The organism is Dyella sp. Tek66A03, assembly GCF_052567735.1.
In genome coordinates this window covers 4567035-4587588 of record NZ_CP199584.1, presented here as the reverse complement: position 1 = coordinate 4587588, position 20554 = coordinate 4567035, and the positions used below count along the sequence as shown (strand labels likewise).

Genomic DNA, 20554 nt, shown 5'->3' with positions numbered 1-20554 from the left:
CTCTGAAGGCGGTGGGTTATCAGGATTCGGACGGACGTTTGGCGTCGCTGGTTGCAGAGCTGTTGGCGGACTGTTCGAAGGCCTGCCAGCCTCCGCCAAGCGCCTTGTAGAGCTGCACGCTGTCGAGCAGCAGCTGGGTGTGGCTGTCGTTCGCACTCAGCCGCACCGAGAGGCGGGCGCGCTGCGCGTCGAGCAGGGGCAGCAGGTCAATCTGTCCGCGGTCATACAGCGATCGCGCGTGCTCCAGCGCCGCATCGGCGGAGGTGGCGGCGGCATTTAGAGACCCTGTGCGCTGCTTTTCAGACGACAGCGCGACCAGCGAGTTCTCCACGTCTTCGAGCGCGCGCACGATGCCGTCCTCGGCGCGAAGCAGCGCCTCACGCTGGCTGGCTTTCGCGACGTCGTTGATCGCCTGCGTGCGTCCCGCGTTGAATATCGGCATGGCGAGCAGGCCCGCCACGTTGGTAAAGCGGGCGGCGCCGAGACCGACGCCATTCAGTGTCATGTTCTGCTGGCCGTACGACGCGCCGAGAAAGAGCCGCGGGAACCATTCGGCCGCGGCCTCCCGGCGGCGTGCATTCGCCGCATCGAGCTGCGCCATCAGCGCGAGCACGTCCGGGCGGCGCTTCAGCAGCTCGGCGGGCTGTCCGGGCCGGATCTCCGGCACGACCGCGTCGCCCTGCCACGGCTCGATGCGCGCGGCATTGAACGCCTGGTCACCGATCAGTACCGCGATGCGGTGCTGCGACACTGCCGCAACCGTTTCCAGTGGCGGGATCTGCGCGCGCGCTGATTCAGCGTCGGTGCGTGCGCGCTCCACGTCGAACTGCGTCGCCAAGCCCACGTTGTAGCGCGCCTTGACCAGGCGCAGCGTCTCGTCTTGGGCGGCCGAAATCGCCCTCAACGTGTTTAGCTGCCGCAGCGCACCGACCAACGTGAAGTAGTTGCTGGCGACGTCGGACATCACCATCAGCCGTACACCGCGCACATTGTCTCCTGCAGCCATGGCATCGGCATCGGTCGCGGCGGCGCCGGCACGCAAGCGGCCGCTGAGATCGACCTCCCACGCGACGTCCAGCCCAGCGCCGCTGCCCTTGGCGTCCGGCAGGACCTGCTTGATGGCATCGCTGTAGCCAGAGTCGTGTTTGGCGCCCGCGCCGCTCGCGCTGACGCTGGGGTACAGGAAAGACCGGCTGATCGTCTGTCCGGCGTGCGCGGCACGCAGGCGCTCAGTGGCGATCTTGATGTCACGGTTTTCCAGTGCCGCGCGACGAACCAGGTCGGATAACACCGGGTCGTGAAACGTCTCCCACCAGGCCGCCTCCGGCTCGATCTCGGAGGCGCTAGTCGCGGCGAACGTGGAAGGCACGTCGACCTTCGGGTGAAGGACCGGCGTGGCACAGCCGGAAAGAAGCAGGGCAATTGACACGGCCAGCGTTGCCGCGACGGCAGTGCTGGCCAGGCGACCGGCATGTTGGGAGGTTTTCTGTGGGGCACGCCCGGACAGCGGGAGGGGGGGTGAAAGTCGCGGCATGGGATTGGACTTGTCTGGATTCGAGGGTGAGGCCAGCGTAGGGAGCTGGCCAGGCGAAGTCGTCAGCGATGCGTCATCGTTCGGTCGCCATCGGGAGGCTTACACGTCCCCAGCGGACGCCGCGCTCTCGCCAGCCGCCGAAGCGAGGTCGCAGGCAAGCGACTCCAACAGCTCCTCGGCAGACGAAAACTCGCGCTGACGCCCGGAGACGAGGTTTTCGAGGCGGCCCATCAGGGCCCCTGGCGCGGCATCGCTACGCAGCTTCAACACGTATGCGCGGCGATTCGGGTACTTGGATTCGGGGTTGAGGACCATTGCAGACCTATAGATGAAATGACCTGCATCACAGCGTAGGTCAGCTCGACGCGCGGGGGGTCAGCGAACCGTCGCGATTCGGTCGCGACAGCATCCGTACCCAACCCGGACCGAATCGCGACCGGTCGCTGACGACTCGGATGCGACTACTTCCTAGCATGGGCACCGTCGCCAATCGGCCCAGCCATGCGACGACACAACAGGTCAACCGAGATACCGAATGGGAATCCAGCCATGGTTTTTGACGAAATGACGACACGATCCGAAACCGGCACGGGCGAGAGCTATCTCTCCGCGGGCAAGTCCGCAGTTGACGTGGATGTGCTCATCGTTGGCATGGGCCCGGTGGGCGCCATGATCGCCAACCTGCTTGGACGCTATGGTGTGCGTACGCTGGCCGTTGAGAAATCCACGGAACTGTTCGTGGCCCCCAGGGCCATCGCTCTGGACAACGAAGCGCTGCGCATCCTGCAACAGGCTGGCATCGGCGAGCGCGACTTCGAGCAGCTTGCCGTACCCTCCGTACGGCTCATCTCGCCCCAATTGGGCGAGTTCGGAGCAATCAATACGCTCGGGCCCATCGACGGACATCCCAAGCTGGTGACGTTCTACCAGCCAGAGCTGGAACTCATGCTTCGCATGCGGTTGGAGCGCTACGAGTGCGTGAACGTTTTGCTAGGCGCAACGCTGATCGGTCTTATCCAGAAGAAAGACCACGTAGTCGCGAATATTCACATCGAGCGTGACACCGACTTGGTCGTGCGCGCCCGGTACGTGGTGGGCACCGATGGCGCATCGTCGCTAGTGCGCCGATTGATCGGTCAGAAGTTCGAAGGAAAAACCTATATTGAGGATTGGCTCATCGTCGATGCGCAAAAGCTCGAGCGATCCGTCGATCGTGTGGAGTTCTTCTGTGACCACCGGCGGCCGGGGCCACACCTGCCCGCGCCGGGCGGGCGTGAGCGTTGGGAGTTCAGGCTTCACCCAGAGGAGACCCGGGAAGACATGGAGTCCGATGCGCGCATCAAGGAACTGCTTGCGCCATGGGGAACGCCTCAGACGATCGATATCGAGCGCCGAGCCGTCTACCGATTCCATGCGCGTGTTGCCGGTGCCTTCAGCAAGGGGCGTGTGTTCCTTGCTGGGGATGCCGCGCACGTCACGCCGCCGTTTATTGGCCAAGGATTGGTGGCCGGGTTGCGCGACGCTCTGAACCTTAGCTGGAAGCTAGCTTGGGCCATCAAAGGACACGTTGTCCCAGATATTTTGGACAGCTACGACGAAGAACGGCGCCCGCACGCCAAGGCGATGATTGACCTGGCGCAACTGATGGGCAAGTTGGTGATGCCTCGTAACGCCGTTACGGCGTTACTTATCCACGGCTTCATGCAATTGTCGCGTTGGATTCCAACGTTGCGCCGCTACGTCGAGGAGCTTGGCGTCAAGCCCAAGAGCACCTTTGCGCGTGGCCTCTTCGCCAAGGGGCATTCCGCCGCGAAAGTGATTCGCGGATCCATGTTTCCGCAAGGTTATGTTCGCCGGCGTGACGGTGACATCCGGCTCAGCGACGACGCCATTGATCCCCGCTTAACGCTGATCGGTTTTGGCGTGGACCCTTACCAACTCCTCGAGCCACTCCTGCTGCATCAATTTCTTGGCGCGGGTGGCCAACTCGTGCAGATCACCCATCGCGGACAGCGCCCCAGCACCGGCACGCAGCGAGCCTGGGAAGACCTGACCGGCGTCTTCCTGCCCGGATTCGCCCGCGTCGGATGGCTCGCCGTGGTCCGTCCAGATCGCACGATCCTGCACGACGGGCCGGCGAAACACGCTAACCAACTTGTCCGCGAGAGCCTTGATCTCCTCGGCGCGCGGGAAGCCCAGGCCGAACCGCTTGCTATCCAAGCCCACTAACTGCGCGGAATTCATTGCATGCAACTCACATCTCCTCAGCCGGCGCGGCACCCAAATCCAACTACCCGGGCCACCGGGCTTGCCTACCTGATCTTCGAGCGGCCTAGCCTCATTGAAGCGGCCGAGTTCCTCACCGACTTCGGCTTGCGCTTTGTGTCACGCCGCAAGAACCTCGTGTTCTTTCGGGGAACGGAAGCGTCTCCTTTCTGCTATGTCGTTCGGCGAGGCGGCAGGGCCCGATTCGCGGGTCTGGGGCTGCGCGTGGAGACTGTCGCGGAGCTAAAAGCGCTGCAGAACGTGGCCGGCGCCAGCCGCGCCGAACCCTGCTCTTGGCCGGGCGGCGGTTGGCGCGTGCACCTGACGGATCCCTCGGGCTTTCAGGTTGATGTGATCCAAGGCCAGGATGCGGTCGAGGAGATCAATCATCGGCCCATCCTTCCCGTTAACGCGCCGGCAGATGTGCACCGAATCAACAAAACGCAGCGGGCTCCGCTCTGCGCGCCGGAAGTGATCAAGCTTGGGCACGTCGTACTCGAACTTGCGAACTTCCAGGCCACGTGCGCGTGGTACACGCAGCACTTCGGCTTTATCCCAAGCGATGTACAGGTGCTACCGGACGGGTCTCCCGCGGCGGTCTTCATGCGCTTGGACCTGGGCGACAAGCCGGCCGACCACCACACGTTGGCACTGGCCCAGGGCATTGCGCCGGCTTACAGCCACAGCGCCTATGAACTGGTGGACGCGGACGCGGTCGGCATGGGTGAGCGCGTGCTTAGGGAGCACCGTAGGGAACACGCATGGGGAATTGGGCGGCACATCCTTGGCAGCCAGATCTTCGATTACTGGAATGATCCGTGGGGCGACAAGCACGAGCATTACTGCGACGGTGATCTCTTCACTGCGGATGTGCCGATGGGCGTCCACGAAGCGAGCCGTGAGGCCATGTCGCAATGGGGGCAAGTCATGCCCGCCAGTTTCACCCGTCCCAAGCTCGGTCTTTCCACGGTGGCTGCAGTAGTGCGTGGCCTGCGCGAGAGTCCCGACCTCAGCGTCGCCAAGCTGCGCGCGCTGCACAAGGTCTTTGGCTGACGCCTACACCCAACAAGTTACGGAACGAATTCCATGTCTCTAAACATCATTCATTTTTCTTGGCGCGGACGCACGCAGTGGGGTGTCATCCGTGATGGACAGATCACTCCCGTCCCCGGCGAGTTTCCGTCCACGGCGGATTTCATTCGCGATAACCCCATCGACATGCTTCGTTTGCTGGACGATCCCCAAGTTCACGAACGCGACGTCGCGCTGCTCTCGCCAATCACACACAATCAACAATTCGTGTGCCAGGGCGCCAATTACCGCCGGCACATGATCGAGTCGGGCATGAATCCCGACACCAAGACGTTCAATATGATTTTCGCCAAGGCATCCAGCTGCATCGTGCCTTCCAATTCAAACGTCGTCCGTCCGAAGCACGTCAAGTTCCTGGACTATGAAATCGAGCTGGGCTTGGTGCTCAAGCGCGATATTCGCGAGTTCGTGAAAGTCACTGATAAGAACCTGCACGAGTACATTGCCGGCATTGTTATCGTGAACGACTATTCCGCACGCGACGTGCAGATTCCGCAGATGCAGTTTTATAAGGGAAAGAGCTACCGGACATTCGGTCCGGTCGGGCCTTATCTTTGTCTGCTGGACCCGTCTGACATCGCCCAGCTCGCCCAGCTGCAACTCACCCTCACCGTAAACGACCAGGTTCGCCAGCATGACACGACCCGTCACCTGGTTTACGGGCCTGCGGAAACCCTGACTGAGCTATCCGGCGTGCATGATCTTGCCGTGGGCGATCTTCTGGCGACAGGCACGCCCGCTGGGTGTGCGCTTTCCGTGCCATCACCCACCAAGCAGCGCGCCGTCAGCCTGTTGCCCGAGCAGACCAAGTGGGCGCTGTTCCTGAAGATCCAGGCGAAGCGCATCCAATATTTGAAGCCGGGCGATGTGGTCGAATCCAGGATCCGCAGTTTCGATGGCAGGATTCACCTTGGCGCACAGCGGAACCTCATCGTGGAGGAGCAGTGACATGTCAGGCGTCACTGATCAGGCGCATGTGGCCGCGATCGAGGCGGAAGGAAACGCATTGAGCCTCCCCGACAGCACCTACGACATGCTGCAGCGTACTGCGCTGCAGTATCCAGAAAAGCCGGCCCTGTCGTTCTTTCTGCATGCGACCGATTTTCCCTATCCGGAGAAATGGAACTATCGCGAATTCTTCGAGGACGTCACCCGAACGGCAAACCTGTTTCATGCACTCGGCGCGAACAAAGACACAGTGATCGCCTACATTCTGCCCAATCTTCCCGAAACGCACTTCGTCATTTGGGGCGGGCAGGCGTCGGGCATCGTGGCAGCGATCAACCCTTTGCTGGAGTCGGAGGCGATCGTGCAGCTGCTCCATGCAGTGAACGCGCGTATCTTGGTCACGCTGTCGTCCTTCGAGGATGGAGGGCTGTGGCGCAAGCTGTCGCCCGAACTGGGACGGGTGGCCAGCTTGGAACATGTGGTCTTGGTCAATCTTGCCGAACGTGTCATGGGGCGCAAGCGTTTGCCATCGCGCGTGCAGCTATCGCGTGATGCGGGGCATGTCTGTTGGGAAGGCACGTCGAAGACGCCCGCCAACGTGCAGTTCCATGATTTCGGTCTAGCCATGCATGGCCAGCCGAGCGATCGGCTGCTCAGCGGACGCCGCATTGATCCAAACGACTACTCGTCATTCTTCTGTACAGGCGGCACGACCGGATCTCCGAAAATCGCCATGCGCCGTCACCGCAACGAGGTGACCAATGCGTGGAGTGTGTCGCAGATGATCGGTGATGGGATCGGTCCCGGAAAGAACGTGTTTTGTGGCTTGCCGCTATTCCATGTGAACGGCGCGCTGGTAACCGGCCTGCTGCCCTTTTCCAAGGGATCTCACGTGATCATGGGTACGCCCGACGGCTACCGCGGCGAGGGCGTTCTTTCCCAGTTCTGGGCCATCGTCGAGCATCATCAAATTCACCTTTTCAGTGCTGTCCCCACGATATACAGCGCACTACTCGAGGTACCGAGCGAGGGTCACCGTCTCCATTCGCTACAGTTCGGCTTATGTGGCGCGGCCCCCATGCCACCTGAACTGTTTCGCCGCTTCCAGGAGGAGACCGGCCTGGCCGTTCTGGAAGGCTATGGCCTGACCGAAGCGACGTGTGTCAGCAGCATCAACCCACCGCGGGGCGACCGCCGTGTTGGCTCAGTGGGTTTGCCCATTCCGGGACAAGCGATGAAGACGGTCATCCTGGGCGACGACGGCACCTATCAGCGCGATGCCGCCGATGGTGAAGTAGGCGTGCTGACGGTGAACGGCCCAAATGTGTTCGCGGGTTACCTCAACGAAGAGCATAACCGTGACCTCTGGCTCGACCTTGGCGACGGCGAACGATGGTTACACACCGGCGATCTGGCAAGCCGAGACTCCGATGGCTACTTCTGGCTCAAGGGACGCACCAGGGAACTGATCATAAGAGGGGGGCATAACATCGACCCCGCCACCATCGAAGAACCGTTGTACGCGCATCCGGCGGTTGCATTGGCAGCGGCAGTGGGTCGTCCCGACAGCCATGCGGGCGAGCTGCCGGTGGCATACGTACAGCTCAAGCAGGGCGCTGAGGTCAGCGAGTCGGAACTACTTAGCTACCTGGCATCCCGCATCGGTGAGCGGGCGGCCATGCCCAAGGCCATTACTGTCATCGAAACGATGCCGTTGACGGCCGTCGGCAAGATCTACAAGCCGGATCTTAAACGCGTGGAAACCGAGCGCGCGCTCGCGGCAGCACTCACCAAGGCCGCCGTTGATGTCGTTGCGGTGATCGCCTCGATGGACTACGAGAAAAAAACACTGGCCGTCACGGTGCGCGTGCGAGAACCAGCGGCCGAAAAAGAGGCTGCAAGAGTGCTTGGTCTGTTTGCATTCCCGTATCAGATCACTACGGCCAAATAGCGCTCATCACCATGACCAAGGCCTATCTCCCGCGTGAGCGGGAGGCCGGAGTTTGCCTCGAAATCATGAACGCCTTTCCGAACCTCATCGTTTGCGAGCACTGCGACGCGGTATACCAGCGACCTACGCTAGCGCCCGGAGAAACCGTGCGCTGTGAAGTGTGCGCGGCGCCGTTCTACCGCGCAGGGCGGCTGGATGTCGATCGCTGGCTGGCTCTGACCATGGCGGCCATCGTGGTGTATGTCATGGCCAACGTCTGCCCGATCATCAGTATCCGTTTTCAGGGACTGCATCACCAGGCGACGCTATGGCAAGCCGCTGCCGCACTGGCACAGGGACCCATCACGCTGGTCGCCGTACCCGCAGCCATGACGGTCATCGCCGTGCCCTTGGTGCAGATGCTTCTGCTCGGATGGTTGCTGGCGTACGCGCGCCAAGGTCGGCGGGCGCCGGGTTTCCGGACGGCCATGAAGGTGCTCGTGGCGCTCCGCCCATGGAGCATGGTTGAGGTGGCGCTGATCGGGATCTTGGTTTCGGTCATCAAGCTTGCCGGCTTCGTGCACGTGATCCCCGGCGCGGGGCTCTGGGCTATTGGCGTTCTGACGGTACTGCTCACAGTGATAGCCAGCCCTGATGCGCGCCAACTCTGGGAGCTCACAGAGCGCGAGGCAACGCCATGAATCCACGACGCCGCGCGCGCGGACTCGGTCTCATCGGCTGTCATGCTTGCGGCCTGGTCTCTGAAGTGCCGTTTGAACTGCCAAGGGCTCCTAACTGCCCTCGTTGTGGCGCGGCCTTGCACATACGCCGTCCCAATAGCCTTGCGCGCACATGGGCCTGCTTGCTGGCCGCAATGATCCTCTACATCCCAGCCAATGTGCTGCCCGTGATGTACACCAGCCTGCTGGGGCGTGGCAGCAACAGCACGATCAGCACCGGCGTCATCGAATTTTGGAAGGCTGGCTCCTACGGCATCTCATTGGTGATCTTCATTGCCAGTGTCGCGGTGCCTTGCGCGAAGTTTCTCGCGCTCAGCGTGCTACTTGTCTCTGCCAAACGTCAGTCGTCATGGGCGAGGCGCGAACGCGCGCTGCTCTATCGCCTGGTGGAATTGGTTGGCTACTGGTCGATGCTCGACGTACTGGTGGTCGCGATCGTCGCGGGCCTCGTCAAGTTCCACGCGCTGGCCGACATCGAGCCGCGTCTGGGCATTCTTTTCTTTGGCGGCGTGGTGATTCTCACCATGCTCGCTGCCTTGCAATTTGATCCCCGGTTGACCTGGGACGGAAACGAACATGAGTGATGCAATTAGGCATGTAACGCCTCCCAACGATGCGGCCATCATCCGCCCCAACCACCGCATCTCCCTGGTCTGGTTAGTGCCGCTGCTAGCTGCACTGATCGGGCTGTCGATGTTGGCGCATGCCTGGCTGTCGACCGGGCCGCAAATCACGATCGAGTTTCAGACAGCCGACGGCCTCGAAGTCGACAAGACGCCAGTGAAGTACAAGGACGTGAAGGTGGGCGTGGTCTCCGCGATTGCCTTGAGCGACGACGGGTCGCATGTCACGGCCACCGTGGCGCTGGACAAGCGGGCAACGAATTTGGCGCGCGCCGATACGCGCTTCTGGGTCGTGCGTCCACGCATTGGCCTGCAAGGTGTGTCGGGCATCGATACGTTGCTTTCGGGCGCCTACATCGGAGTCGACAGGGGGCCCTCCACTGTCCCAAACGAACACTTCAAAGGGTTGGAAACGCCGCCCACCGTGGTCGATGGCATGCCGGGCAGAAGCTTCGTACTGCATGCCGAGGACCTGGGTTCGCTCGACATCGGCTCGCCTATCTACTACCGCCGGATCCGCGTCGGTCACGTTGCGTCCTATCGCCTTGACGCCGATGGCCACGACGTCACGCTGGAAATATTCATTGATGCACCCTACGACCGGTTCGTCACTACCAAAACGCGCTTTTGGCACGCCAGTGGCGTGGATATCTCGCTTGGCGCGGATGGCCTGAAACTGGACACGCAATCGTTGGCCACCGTGCTCGCTGGCGGCATTGCGTTTGCCAACACCGGTGGGGAAGCACAGGTTCCTGCACCAGCGCAGACGGTGTTCGACCTGACCAAAGACCAACAAACGGCGCTGGCTCCGCCCGATGGCGCATCGCAGTATTTGCAGTTGCGCTTTGACAATACGCTACGCGGCCTGGCGATTGGTGCACCGGTGGAATTCGCCGGCCTGAACATCGGGCGGGTCGTTTCCCTTGATCTCGACTACGACGCGAGTGCGCACCGCTTCCCAACCGTGGTTGGTGTGGTCATTTACCCCACCCGCCTTGGCGGTGTGCTGGCGCGCTTGCCGAAGTATGGCGGTGACACGGCAGAGCAGGCGGCCGCGTTCCTCACCAACCTGGTTCAGCATGGCCTGCGTGCCCAGGCGCGCTCAGGCAACTTGCTTACCGGGCAACTATACGTTTCTTTCGAGTTCGTACCTCATGCGCCCAAAGTCGATTTCGACCCGGCGGCGCGGCCAATCGCCATACCCACGGTCCCAGGTAGCTTTGACCACATGCAGGAACAGGTGGCCAACATCGTGAGCAAGATCGAGAAGATGCCGCTGGATGCCATTGGCGAGCACCTCGACGCTTCACTGGTGGATCTGGACAAGAGCCTCAAGCAGGTCAATGGCGAGGTGCTGCCGGCGACGACGCAAACACTGCAACAGGCCGACCGCACCTTCCAGACGGTTCAAAGCACATTCGGCGACAACGCGCCCCTTCAGCAAAACCTGCAGCAAGCGCTGCACGAGGTTCAACGCACAGCGCAGTCGGTGCGCACGCTCACTGACATGCTCGGCCGTCACCCGGATGCCTTAATCAAAGGTCTGCCAAACGATGCGAAGACGGCTACTCCATCGTCCTTCAACACCGCGCCATCGGAACAAGCACAATGAGACACGTTATCCGATTTACCCTTGTGGCTTTGATTTTCGCGCTAGCAGCTTGCTCTTCGACGCCAGTTCACTATCACACCGTCGCTCCGCCCTTGGAACACGATGCGGCGCTGCAGCCGAGGGCATCGTTTCTTGTCAACGTGCTCCCGGTCGGCATTCCCAACGGGCTGGATCAGTCCCAAATGGTCGTCCGGCAGGGTGACAGCGGTGTGGCCGTGCTAGAAACGGAGCGCTGGGTCAGCCCACTTGGCGATGAGGTCCGTGGCGCGCTTTCATCGCATCTGGCGATGCTGCTCAACACCCGGGACGTTGCGGGGTTGTCTATGAAGTCTGACAAGCCGGTCGTCATGGTGAAAGTGCAGGTTCGGCGCTTCGATGCATGGCCAGGTCAGCGCGTCCAGCTGACCGCTGACTGGGAGCTAGTCCTCTCAGAGGATTCCGGGCACACGCTCGTGACTGGAACCGGCCGCTTTGATGAGGGCGCCCCTGGGGGCTACCCAGAATTGATACGCGCCTATCAACAGGCGGTGCGAGCATTAGCGATGCGCATCGCGACCGACGCCCAGTCCGCAGAGATTTCTCGCCGACGCTTTTAATGATGAATGATGGGCCGCTGTACCGATGTCGATGCGGTGCCGTGAGTGAGCGAACCCTTAGTACGCGAGCACCACGCATCGGCCTAGCATGCTCGTGAAGTGGGCGATAGGCTAAACCATCGTCCGAATGAGGCGTTGGTGCGGGCGAGCGAGCGTGGGACCCGATTTGAGGTGCACCTATGCAAATTTTCGAGACAATACTTGTTCTCTTGCTAAGCGCGGCACTCGTGTCGTCGCTCGCAAAGCGACTGGACCTGCCATACCCAACCATTCTTGCTATTGGTGGAGCCCTGGTAGCACTACTGCCGAGCGCCCCTAGGCTGGAGCTTGCGCCCGACCTCATTCTTGCCCTTTTTGTGGCGCCAGTGCTGATGGACGCAGCATTCCGAACCTCTCTTCGCGATCTGTGGGACAACCGCGATCACGTGATGGCGTTGGTCCTGTTGGCCGTGGCTCTAACGACAGCCGTCGTAGCAGTAGTTGTACGCCATTTCCTTCCCGGTATGCCGTGGTCCGTTGCGGTCACTTTAGGTGCCCTTTTGGCTCCGCCGGATGCCGTGGCGGCAACTGCGGTGTTGCGAAAATTGCCGCTCCCTCTTCGTATCAGGATGGTGCTGGAAGGCGAAAGCTTGCTCAATGATGCGTCTGCGCTACTTATCTACAAAGTGGCAGTGGCGGCCGCGGTTCTGGGAAGCTTTTCGTTTGGCCATGCCATGCCGATGTTCGCCTTGGTCGTTTTGGGTGGCGCCGCCGCGGGAGTGGTTCTGGCATGGCCCGCAAGCTGGTTCATGTCGCGCTTTCAAGACGTGCCAAGCGCCGTGATCTTCCAGTTTGGTTTGACGTTTGGAATTTGGTTAGTAAGTGAGAGGCTGGGACTATCGCCGATCGTCACTGTGGTGACATTTGCAATTACGTTCGCCCGAAAAAACAGCTATTCGTCACCGGCCTACGTCAGGATCGCGTCGTTCGCAATCTGGGACTCCGCCACAGTCATTTTGAACGCGCTCGCATTCACGCTGGTTGGACTACAGCTGCGACCTATCCTCGAGACGTTATCTCCGGAAGAACGCATCCGTTCGATCACTGTCGCTGCGGTGATTCTTGCCGTGGTGGTGGTAGTGCGCCTGGTTCTGGTGCTCATTCACTACGCTTTTGCTCGGCTGAAGCGCCGAGGCGATAACGAGACCTCCTACGTACCGAGTTTAGGCGGCGCCCTCTTGGTCGGTTGGTCTGGTATGCGAGGCATGGTGACACTCGCGGCTGCAATGGCGTTGCCAGCCGATTTTCCATACCGCGACTTCATCCAGCTGACAGCGTTCGTGGTCGTACTGGGAACGCTCGCAATCCAGGGACTGACATTAAGTCCGTTACTGAAATTGGTTCGTTTGCCTCCTGACTACACGATACGGAAGGAACTCGCGCTGGCACGAGAGACCGCGCTAAGAACTGCTCTGGCGGATCTAAATGACCAAAATTCGCCAGCGGCTGAGCGGTTAAAGCTGGAGCTCACCGAGGCGTTGAGTGGTGCGCTGCCGGGGCTCAGTCCCGGAAACAGCCAAGGAAATAAATTGAGACGCCATCTCGTTGGCGTCGCGCGACATGCCATTGAGAATCTGCGTCGCATAGGCGCGATTGGCGATGACGCTTACCGCCAGGTAGAGGCGGAGCTTGACTGGGTAGAGCTGAGTTCAGGCGCCCCGAGCGCAGTGGGCGATTCCGACGCGTAACGTAGCTCCTTTGACTAGTTTTACGTTTGGCTGAACACGCGACGGCAACGAGCTTCCTGCTCTCGTGGATATGAATCTGGCGACGCGAAGATGCTGCGCATTGTCGCGTCACGCAACGCACGACGCGCGATGGTTTGGATCATGCCAGAGGAAGTTTGCTGACGATCCAAGGCAATAGTTCGCGCAAGACACTTTTCATTTTGTTGTCAATGACCACAGCGGGGGGCAGAAATGTCTGCCCTTCAAGAGGAATTATTCAATGGCTATTCCACCACCACGCGTACTCATACTGGATGATGACGCCGACCTACGCAGCATGTTGCGCCGTTATCTCAGCGAACGAGGCATTGCTGTGCAAACCGCGGATCGAGCAGCGCGACTGGATCAGATGCTTCAGCGTGAGCCATACGACGTTCTCGTATTGGATATAACGATGCCCGATGAAGACGGACTATCGGTTTGTCGCCGCTTAAGGGCCGCGGGGCAAACGATCCCTATCCTGATGCTTACCGCTCGAGGAGATCCGGCGGATCGCATCGTTGGCCTGGAAATGGGTGCTGACGATTACTTGGCCAAACCTTTTGAGCCACGCGAGCTGATCGCAAGGCTCCACGCGATACTGCGTCGCCAGGACATGGCACGGCAAGCGAGCAGTGGGGGAAATGAAGAAATGGTGCAATTCGGGCGATTTGTGCTCAACGTGTCGCGGATGGAACTACTACGCGATGGTGAGGCCGTGTCGCTGACAAATATGGAGTACCGGCTGCTTCACCTATTTACGGCAAATCCCAGACGTCCCCTGAGTCGAGATCACCTTCAGGAAAAATTGAAAGGTCGCGATCTCGAGGCCTTCGATCGAGGCATTGATGTTCTGATTTCAAGGCTACGGGGAAAAATAGAGGAAAAACCCGCCGCGCCAAAATACCTGCGGACCGTATGGGGTGTTGGGTACAAGTTCGTTCCGGATGGTGCCCATGTTTAAAGGCTGGAAGCTCAGGACAAGCCTCCGACATATGTTGCCACGCTCGCTGTTCGGTCGAAGTTTTCTTCTCTTTCTGATCATGTCGACGGTGGCTCACGTGGCCACTTTGGCTACCTATACCATGCTGCTATGGCCGCAGGCTGTGGAACTTGGCAAGCTCACGGCCTGGCAAATCAACGCACTTGATAGTGCGCTATCGGAAATTCCCGCTAGTCGGCGCGATGAGTATATGGCGCGGATGAGGGGCGTCGATTCACTTGCTATTGCGTCGGCGCCTCCGCTTGGGCGGAGAATGGCCGAGCGAGGCAATGTTTTGTCGCAAGCTTTCTTTGACTCGTTGGTCGAGAATCTGCCGCCAGGTTTAGAGATCAGGCGAGTCGAGCGTGCTGGCGACCAAGTGCAATACTGGGTGAGCCAGAATATTGGCGGTAGACAAGCATGGGTCCTGCTGCCGATTAGTGACCTAGTGCGCTATGGATGGGTAGTAACCATGGTGCTTCAGTCGCTTGGCGTGGTGCTGCTGATCATGTTTTCTGCATTGCTGATTCAGTGGCGAATTAACCGGCCTCTGCTGGAAATTGCCGGGGCTGCTCGAAAGATTGGGGCCGGCGATCATTCTCAGCGTCTGCCTATCTATCCTGTCGTCGAACTGGCGGCTGTTGCTCAACAGTTCAACGCCATGTCCGACAGCCTGCAGGATATGGAGGCCACGCGTGCGGTGATGTTGGCCGGAATATCCCACGATATCCGCACGCCGCTCACTCAGCTGCGGCTAGCGCTGGCGATAGGGGCGCGATCAGATGAATTGCATGTGAGTCGATACATCGATCAGATTGACGCCATTGTCGACCAATTCCTGGACTTCGGTCGATCTGGCGGGGACGAGGAACTCATTGTTGGCAACCTCAACACGCTCATTCTCCAACTCGCCGGTGAATTCGAGGAGCGTGGGCATGTGTTTGAGCTTTGTCTTGGCGTCATTCCTGACCAGCGCTTTCGACCAGTGGCCATGCTGCGAGTGATGAGCAACTTGATGGAGAATGCCGTCAAGTACGCTGGTTGCGGACTGGCGGTACGTACTGCGATGGCTCACGGTCAAGTCGAGTTGGCTGTGCTGGATGCGGGCCCGGGGCTGCCCTCCGGGGACGAGGCGCGAGTGAGGCATCCTTTCGTGCGAGGACAAGCCAGCTCCGCAGTCAAGGGACTTGGCTTGGGATTGGCCATCGTTGAACGGCTGACCCGACTGCACGGTGGCAATCTGCGTTTGAACTCACGTCACGGCAAGGGCTTGGAAGCGGTAGTGACGCTGCCATTGGCGACGAGTACACGCGTGGCGTGAATGTCACGAATTGAAACAATTTCGCTTGCGCAAGCAATACCTGTCAAACATCTTAGGGATAGCATGCTCGACGTCGGCTGCCCAGGTGGGCCGCAACGATTCTAGACCTAGACTTTCATAGATTGAGTGAGTTCATCCATGCGCATTCCCTTCGTTCTCGTGCTTGCATCCTTGCCGGCCCTCGCCGCCGCTTCTCCGCAGAACGCGTCCTTTCCTACGCTGCCACAGCCGCCCAGTGCATCTCAGATGGCCGAGGCAGCCTTTTCGCAAGCTGACACGGACCACGACGGCAAGCTGACCCTTGAAGAGGCAAGGGCAGGCATGCTGCCTATCGTGCCTGCCTTTGCCCAAATCGACGTCAATCACAAGGGATACGTGACACTGGATCAGGTCAAGGCATTCCTGAAAAACCAATCTGGCGGCTGATTGTTCTCCCCGGCAAGGCGGTACCCCCCTCTCCCCGGCGGGCTAGCCCTACTCTCCTAAGGGCTACTCGTTTAGGTGCCGCCTTGTCATTTTGCCCCGTCCACAGGACTGCTCAAGCAGCTGACCAAGCTGCTGGTTGAGACGGGGGATGCCTTGGACTTTCCTAAATGGGGTCAAGACAGAAAGTGGCTGCATGATCTCGCCCTGGAAATATCGATAGCAACGGTCGTCGATGCGTGTTTGATCACGCCATGACGGATGGACAGAGTGATAGTTGGATGACGCCGTTTGCGGTGGCAAAACTATGCGAGACGAGAGCGGCCAAACTATGTGAGATCGCGCAAGGTTTGGCGATGCAATTGAAAAGTGTCACTTTTGACACTTTTCGCTGGGAATGGAACTGACACTTTCTACTGGCAATCGACGGTAAGGTCCGTATATGGACTCCTCCCCATTGCAAGCACTCCGTTCTTTAGCGCCCTGAGTCGACTGCTCACGTATATTCGGCCTCTAACGGCTACATCGATGTGTCGATGCTGGGCCTTGATGGGATATTCGCGCGCTGGCTCCCGATCGCAGCCCGGCTCGGCCGTCTCAACGATAGCCTGTAGCCAACGTTTGCGGGACAAACGCCGACGCCAGATCGGTTGCTCGTATCGATCGACGCCGTGAACCTGGAAGACCTGCTTGGCCAAGTCGACCCCAATGCGTTTAAGCTTCATGTGTGGACTCCTTCTCGCCGTTGACTGGTGGTTCGCAACTCCAGTCTGGCACTCGATGCCGAAGGCGGGGAGGAGTCCATCCCATTGCTTCCGACCGAGGCTGTGTGAAAAGTCAAAAACTCGAGCAAAGCGTCATAGCGTTCCGCTGCGCCATCCCGACACTTCAATCGCTTGCAGATACTGAAAATCGCTATATGGGAACGCATGGCGAGGCTTCGCGCGGCGAACGCCTGGTGATGGCTGTAGAGACCGGCATCATCCCGATTAGCATGGCAGTAACTATTTCGCGAAGTGACGATGCCGGTGTTCATCAAGCTTTGCGGCGTTGCCCGGCGTTGCCCGGCGTCGTGATGGCATTGATAGCACTGGCCGTGCAGCCGATGCTGCTGTCTATGCCGGAGACTCAGTCTGGGCGGCCGGGTACGTTCGCTCTGACGGAGGCGGTCATCGGGCATGTCACAAAGTGACCTGACGTGACCTCACGAATGGTCAGTTAGACGGGTTGCGACTTTTGTGCGGGTGCTAACGCGACAGCAATCCTCGTGTAAAGTAGTCGTTGGCATGTCCATTGCTTGGCCGTCTGGGTTATCGGCAAGACATCGTCATCGACGTCGCACTGGCGCGCTGGACTGCCCCAAGGGGGGGGGCTCCGCTGTCACACACTCACGTCAGCTCAAAAGGCATGAGCATCTCTTTGATGGGGCTGCTCGCTCTGGGTCATTGCGCCGCCTTTGCGGACCGCAATCTCCCTGCCGTTGCCGCGCCGCTGCTCAAATCCAGCCTGGGTCTTACCGACACGCAGCTCGGCATTCTCGATGGGCCCGCTTTCGTTCTGCTTTACGCGTTGGGCATGCTGGCGAGCTGGCCGCTGGCCCGCTCGCCGCACCGGCTGCGCCTGATCGCCGGATGCATCGCCGTGTGGGCGGCAGGCATGGTGATCTTTGCGCTGGGTTCGTCGTTCGGTGTGCTGGTGGCGGGCCGTGCCTTGATCGGGCTGGGACAAGCGGCGTTCGTACCGCTAGCACTGGGTCTGATCGTGGATGGGTCGGGGCCGCAACGGCGCGGCCGTGCGATCGCGGTGTTTACCGCGGGCGCCGTGATGGGCCGGGGGCTGGCGTTGTTGGCAGGTGGTGCGGCGCTCGCGATGCTCGCGCGTTGGGCACCGTCGATGGCGCATGCGCACTGGCGGCTGCTGTTCCTGCTGATGACCGTGCCCAACCTGATTCTGATGGTTTGGCTGGTGTGGGGTCGCGCGCCCGTGCAGGCCTCGGCAGCGCCATCGCCCCGTGCGTTTGGCGAGTTGCTGGCGGCGTTCCGTCAGCGGCCCGGAACCCTGTGCGCTTATCTGCTCGCGTCCGCTGCGAGCGTGCTGGTCGTGCAGAGCATTGGCGCGTGGGCACCCTCGGTACTGCATCGTGAGCACGCCTTGTCGCCCGCAGCGGCGGCGTTGACGTTCGGCGTTGCCCTGCTGGTCGCCTCTCCCATGGGACATCTGTTGGCGGGCCTGCTGGTGGACAAGCGGCGGCAGCACATCACGCCGATGTCCATCGTCGCCGTTGCGCTGCTCTTGGTCATGCCTGTGCTCTGGCGCATTCCTGATGCCCCATCGGCCACCAAAGCATGCGCACTGCTGGCGCTGGCATCGCTGCTCGGCGGCACCGCAGCCGTGGCCGCGCTGGCCGGGTTGCCTTCGATGCTGGGCACGCCGGCACGCGACATCGGCCTGCGCCTTTTCCTGACCTTCACCACGCTAGTGGGTGTGGCAGTCGGGCCTTACATGGCCGGCGTGGTCAGCGACGGGCTCGGCGTAGGCGGTGCCGGCTTGTCGATTGCCCTCTACAAGGTGTGTTCGCTTGCCGCCGCTGCTGGTGTGGCAACGGCGCTGCTCGCGTCGCCGGGTTGGCGCGGCTCGGCGGCGGAACTCGCGCAATGACCGAGATCTTCGCATTCGACACCACCGACATGGATCCGGATGAGGGCTTCGCGCTGTACGGCAACCTCTATGCGTCGGGCGCGGATGTGGAGCGTTTGTCGACACCGTTCTTCGCACGTGTACGCAGCTGGCAATTGGATCGCTCGCTGTTGTTCGCGCGCGAGTTCGGTGGCGTGCGCCATTCCCGTGGCGATCGCGTCGATCGCGATGGTTTCGACCATTTCGTGCTGCATCATGTGGTGAGCGGCGAGCTGCGGGCTGGCCGGCTTGGGCATCCCATGGCGATAAATCCGGGCGAAACACTGGTGCTCGATACGCGCAAGCCGATGGAAAGTGGCGCCACGTCGGTGCATCTGGTGACAATCAGCCTGGCGCGCGAAGCCATGCGCGCTGCGATGGGCAACATCGACGATCTGCACGGCCATCGGATCGGCAGCCGCGAGGGTGCATTGCTGTCATCGCTACTGCGCGAGTTGGTGATGCAGGCGGCGCATCTGGCGCCCGGCGCGCATGCCGCCGTGACACGCACGCTGGTAGAGTTGTTGTCGGTAGCGATTCATCCCGCCGGCCCGGCGGGGCGCTCTGACTTCTATCGTCTGGAACATGCGCGGCGCGACGCGGCGCGACGCTTGATCGAAGCCAATGTCGGCACGCCCAATTTTTCCGTGCAGGACATCATCGACGCGACGGGCATGTCCCGCGCAGGGCTGTATCGCCTGTTCGAGCCGCAGGGAGGTGTGGCTCGATACATCCAGGTGTGTCGGCTGCAGCAGTTGCGTGCGCGGCTGGACGACCGGGCCTTCGACCATCAGTCGCTGGCCACGCTGGCGCCGATGCTCGGTTTCTCGGGGGAAAGCCATGCGGGCCGCCTGTTCAAGCAGGCCTTCGGCGTATCTCCGGGGGTTTACCGGGCGGCCAGCATTCGCGGTGCGCAGAGCCCGTCGGTCGAGATGATGACGCGGCGCTGGGACAGCAGTTTGATGGAGCTTCGCTGACCTGCTTGAGCCTGCCGTCTGGCACCGGCGTCGCGAGAATGCGACGCACAGACATGTCGCTTTCGACTAGTGCGGCTTAGCATCCTTACCCTGTCTCAGGTGTGAAACAGTTCGCAAAAAAAAGCGCGCAGCCTCACTGAGGTCTGCGCCAATAGGGCATCAAGCCCGGGATAAGGGGAACAATGAATAGGCGGTTTCATTTCATCTCGGGCCTCCCCAGGTCCGGGTCTACATTGCTTTCGGCCATTTTGAGCCAGAACCCCCGTTTTCGCGCGGGAATGAGCGGTCCCATCGGCGGTGCATTCAACACCCTGCTGGGCGAGCTGAGCGGTCGCAACGAGTACTCGGTATTCGTCACGGACGAGCAGCGCCAGCGCATGCTCAAGGGCCTGTTCGATACCTACTACGGCCCCGAATACGGCGCCGAGGTCATCTTCGATACCAATCGCATCTGGTGCAGCAAGATGCGCCACCTGCGTCCGCTGTTTCCGCAGGGCAAGGTGATTGCCTGCGTGCGCAACATGTCGTGGATCATCGACAGCATCGAGCAGTTGATCCGCAAGAACACCTTCCAGCCGTCGTCCATCTTCAATTACCAGCCGGGTGGCACCGTGTATTCGCGCAGCGAAGCGCTGGCCAACGGCGAGGGCATGGTGGGTGCGCCGTACAACGCGTTGAAGGAAGCGTTCTACGGCGACGAAACGCAGAATCTGATGCTGCTGCAGTACGAAACGCTGGTGAGCGATCCGGCTGCTGCCATCGCGGCCGTGTACGACTTCATTGGCGAAATGCCGTACGCGCACGACTTCGAAAACATCAGCTATCAGGCCGACGAATTCGATCTGCGGGCGGGCACGCCAGGATTGCATGAAGTGCGCAGAAAAATCACCGTGCGCGAACGCATGAGCGTATTGCCGCCGGACGTGTTCCGACGCTTCGAAAACGACGTCTTCTGGCGCGACGCCTCGCTCAATCCACGCAACGTCCGCGTCGTCTGACCAGCGTTACTCGCACCTTTTCTCGTTTCGAGATAAGCCGTCGTCAAGGGCACACGGTTGTGCATGACGGCGGCAACCAACAACAAAAGCAT

The 20554-nt window shown here is 60.7% G+C and carries 18 protein-coding genes and 1 pseudogene; 16 read left to right on the top strand and 3 right to left on the bottom strand.

Annotation, left to right across the window (positions count from 1 at the left end; translation table 11 throughout):
* Positions 1-19 precede the first annotated feature (19 nt).
* Complete coding sequence (locus tag ACT01B_RS20290) at positions 20-1429, bottom strand: efflux transporter outer membrane subunit (RefSeq protein ID WP_445145006.1); 1410 nt, start codon at positions 1427-1429, stop codon at positions 20-22.
* A 204-nt stretch (positions 1430-1633) separates the two neighbouring features.
* A complete protein-coding gene (locus ACT01B_RS20285) occupies positions 1634-1849 on the bottom strand; it encodes a hypothetical protein (protein ID WP_445145005.1) in 216 nt (71 codons plus the stop codon).
* A 234-nt stretch (positions 1850-2083) separates the two neighbouring features.
* Here ACT01B_RS20285 and ACT01B_RS20280 point away from each other — a divergent pair, with 234 nt between their 5' ends.
* The 12 genes from ACT01B_RS20280 to ACT01B_RS20225 all read left to right on the top strand — a co-directional run bounded on the left by ACT01B_RS20280 (position 2084) and on the right by ACT01B_RS20225 (position 15814).
* Positions 2084-3763: a bifunctional 3-(3-hydroxy-phenyl)propionate/3-hydroxycinnamic acid hydroxylase gene (locus ACT01B_RS20280; RefSeq protein ID WP_445145004.1), complete on the top strand. Its 1680-nt coding sequence runs from the start codon at positions 2084-2086 to the stop codon at positions 3761-3763.
* Positions 3764-3781: 18 nt separating this feature from the next.
* Entirely contained in the window at positions 3782-4852 is a 1071-nt protein-coding gene (locus ACT01B_RS20275) for a hypothetical protein (protein ID WP_445145003.1), read from the top strand.
* Positions 4853-4885: 33 nt separating this feature from the next.
* Positions 4886-5839: a fumarylacetoacetate hydrolase family protein gene (locus tag ACT01B_RS20270; protein ID WP_445145002.1), complete on the top strand. Its 954-nt coding sequence runs from the start codon at positions 4886-4888 to the stop codon at positions 5837-5839.
* A 1-nt stretch (position 5840) separates the two neighbouring features.
* A complete protein-coding gene (locus tag ACT01B_RS20265; protein ID WP_445145001.1) occupies positions 5841-7790 on the top strand; it encodes an acyl-CoA synthetase in 1950 nt (649 codons plus the stop codon).
* 11 nt (positions 7791-7801) lie between these two features.
* The gene (locus tag ACT01B_RS20260) at positions 7802-8470 is read left to right on the top strand and encodes a paraquat-inducible protein A (RefSeq protein WP_445145000.1); all 669 of its coding nucleotides are present in this window, start codon (positions 7802-7804) and stop codon (positions 8468-8470) included.
* Positions 8471-8643: 173 nt separating this feature from the next.
* On the top strand, positions 8644-9093 hold the full coding sequence (locus ACT01B_RS20255) for a paraquat-inducible protein A (RefSeq protein WP_445144999.1): 450 nt from the start codon (positions 8644-8646) through the stop codon (positions 9091-9093).
* On the top strand, positions 9086-10744 hold the full coding sequence (locus ACT01B_RS20250; RefSeq protein ID WP_445144998.1) for a PqiB family protein: 1659 nt from the start codon (positions 9086-9088) through the stop codon (positions 10742-10744). Before ACT01B_RS20255 ends, ACT01B_RS20250 begins: the two co-directional genes overlap by 8 nt.
* A gap of 92 nt (positions 10745-10836) precedes the next feature.
* Entirely contained in the window at positions 10837-11340 is a 504-nt protein-coding gene (locus tag ACT01B_RS20245; RefSeq protein ID WP_445144997.1) for a PqiC family protein, read from the top strand.
* Positions 11341-11519: 179 nt separating this feature from the next.
* A complete protein-coding gene (locus ACT01B_RS20240) occupies positions 11520-13067 on the top strand; it encodes a cation:proton antiporter (protein ID WP_445144996.1) in 1548 nt (515 codons plus the stop codon).
* 259 nt (positions 13068-13326) lie between these two features.
* Positions 13327-14049: a response regulator gene (locus tag ACT01B_RS20235; RefSeq protein WP_445144995.1), complete on the top strand. Its 723-nt coding sequence runs from the start codon at positions 13327-13329 to the stop codon at positions 14047-14049.
* On the top strand, positions 14042-15388 hold the full coding sequence (locus ACT01B_RS20230; RefSeq protein WP_445144994.1) for an ATP-binding protein: 1347 nt from the start codon (positions 14042-14044) through the stop codon (positions 15386-15388). Before ACT01B_RS20235 ends, ACT01B_RS20230 begins: the two co-directional genes overlap by 8 nt.
* Before the next feature lie 138 nt (positions 15389-15526).
* On the top strand, positions 15527-15814 hold the full coding sequence (locus tag ACT01B_RS20225) for a hypothetical protein (RefSeq protein WP_445144993.1): 288 nt from the start codon (positions 15527-15529) through the stop codon (positions 15812-15814).
* 620 nt (positions 15815-16434) lie between these two features.
* Here ACT01B_RS20225 and ACT01B_RS20220 read toward each other — a convergent pair.
* Positions 16435-16536: pseudogene (locus ACT01B_RS20220) on the bottom strand (IS110 family transposase); the annotation flags it as partial.
* A gap of 104 nt (positions 16537-16640) precedes the next feature.
* On the opposite strand from ACT01B_RS20220, the gene ACT01B_RS20215 reads away from it, so the two are divergent.
* From ACT01B_RS20215 to ACT01B_RS20200, 4 genes are all read left to right on the top strand, one after another.
* On the top strand, positions 16641-17003 hold the full coding sequence (locus tag ACT01B_RS20215; RefSeq protein WP_445144992.1) for a hypothetical protein: 363 nt from the start codon (positions 16641-16643) through the stop codon (positions 17001-17003).
* A gap of 215 nt (positions 17004-17218) precedes the next feature.
* Positions 17219-18469: an MFS transporter gene (locus tag ACT01B_RS20210; RefSeq protein ID WP_445144991.1), complete on the top strand. Its 1251-nt coding sequence runs from the start codon at positions 17219-17221 to the stop codon at positions 18467-18469.
* Complete coding sequence (locus ACT01B_RS20205; protein WP_445144990.1) at positions 18466-19464, top strand: helix-turn-helix domain-containing protein; 999 nt, start codon at positions 18466-18468, stop codon at positions 19462-19464. The genes ACT01B_RS20210 and ACT01B_RS20205 overlap by 4 nt, the downstream gene beginning before the upstream one ends.
* A 182-nt stretch (positions 19465-19646) precedes the next feature.
* A complete protein-coding gene (locus ACT01B_RS20200; RefSeq protein ID WP_445144989.1) occupies positions 19647-20462 on the top strand; it encodes a sulfotransferase family protein in 816 nt (271 codons plus the stop codon).
* The last annotated feature ends 92 nt before the right edge of the window (positions 20463-20554 follow it).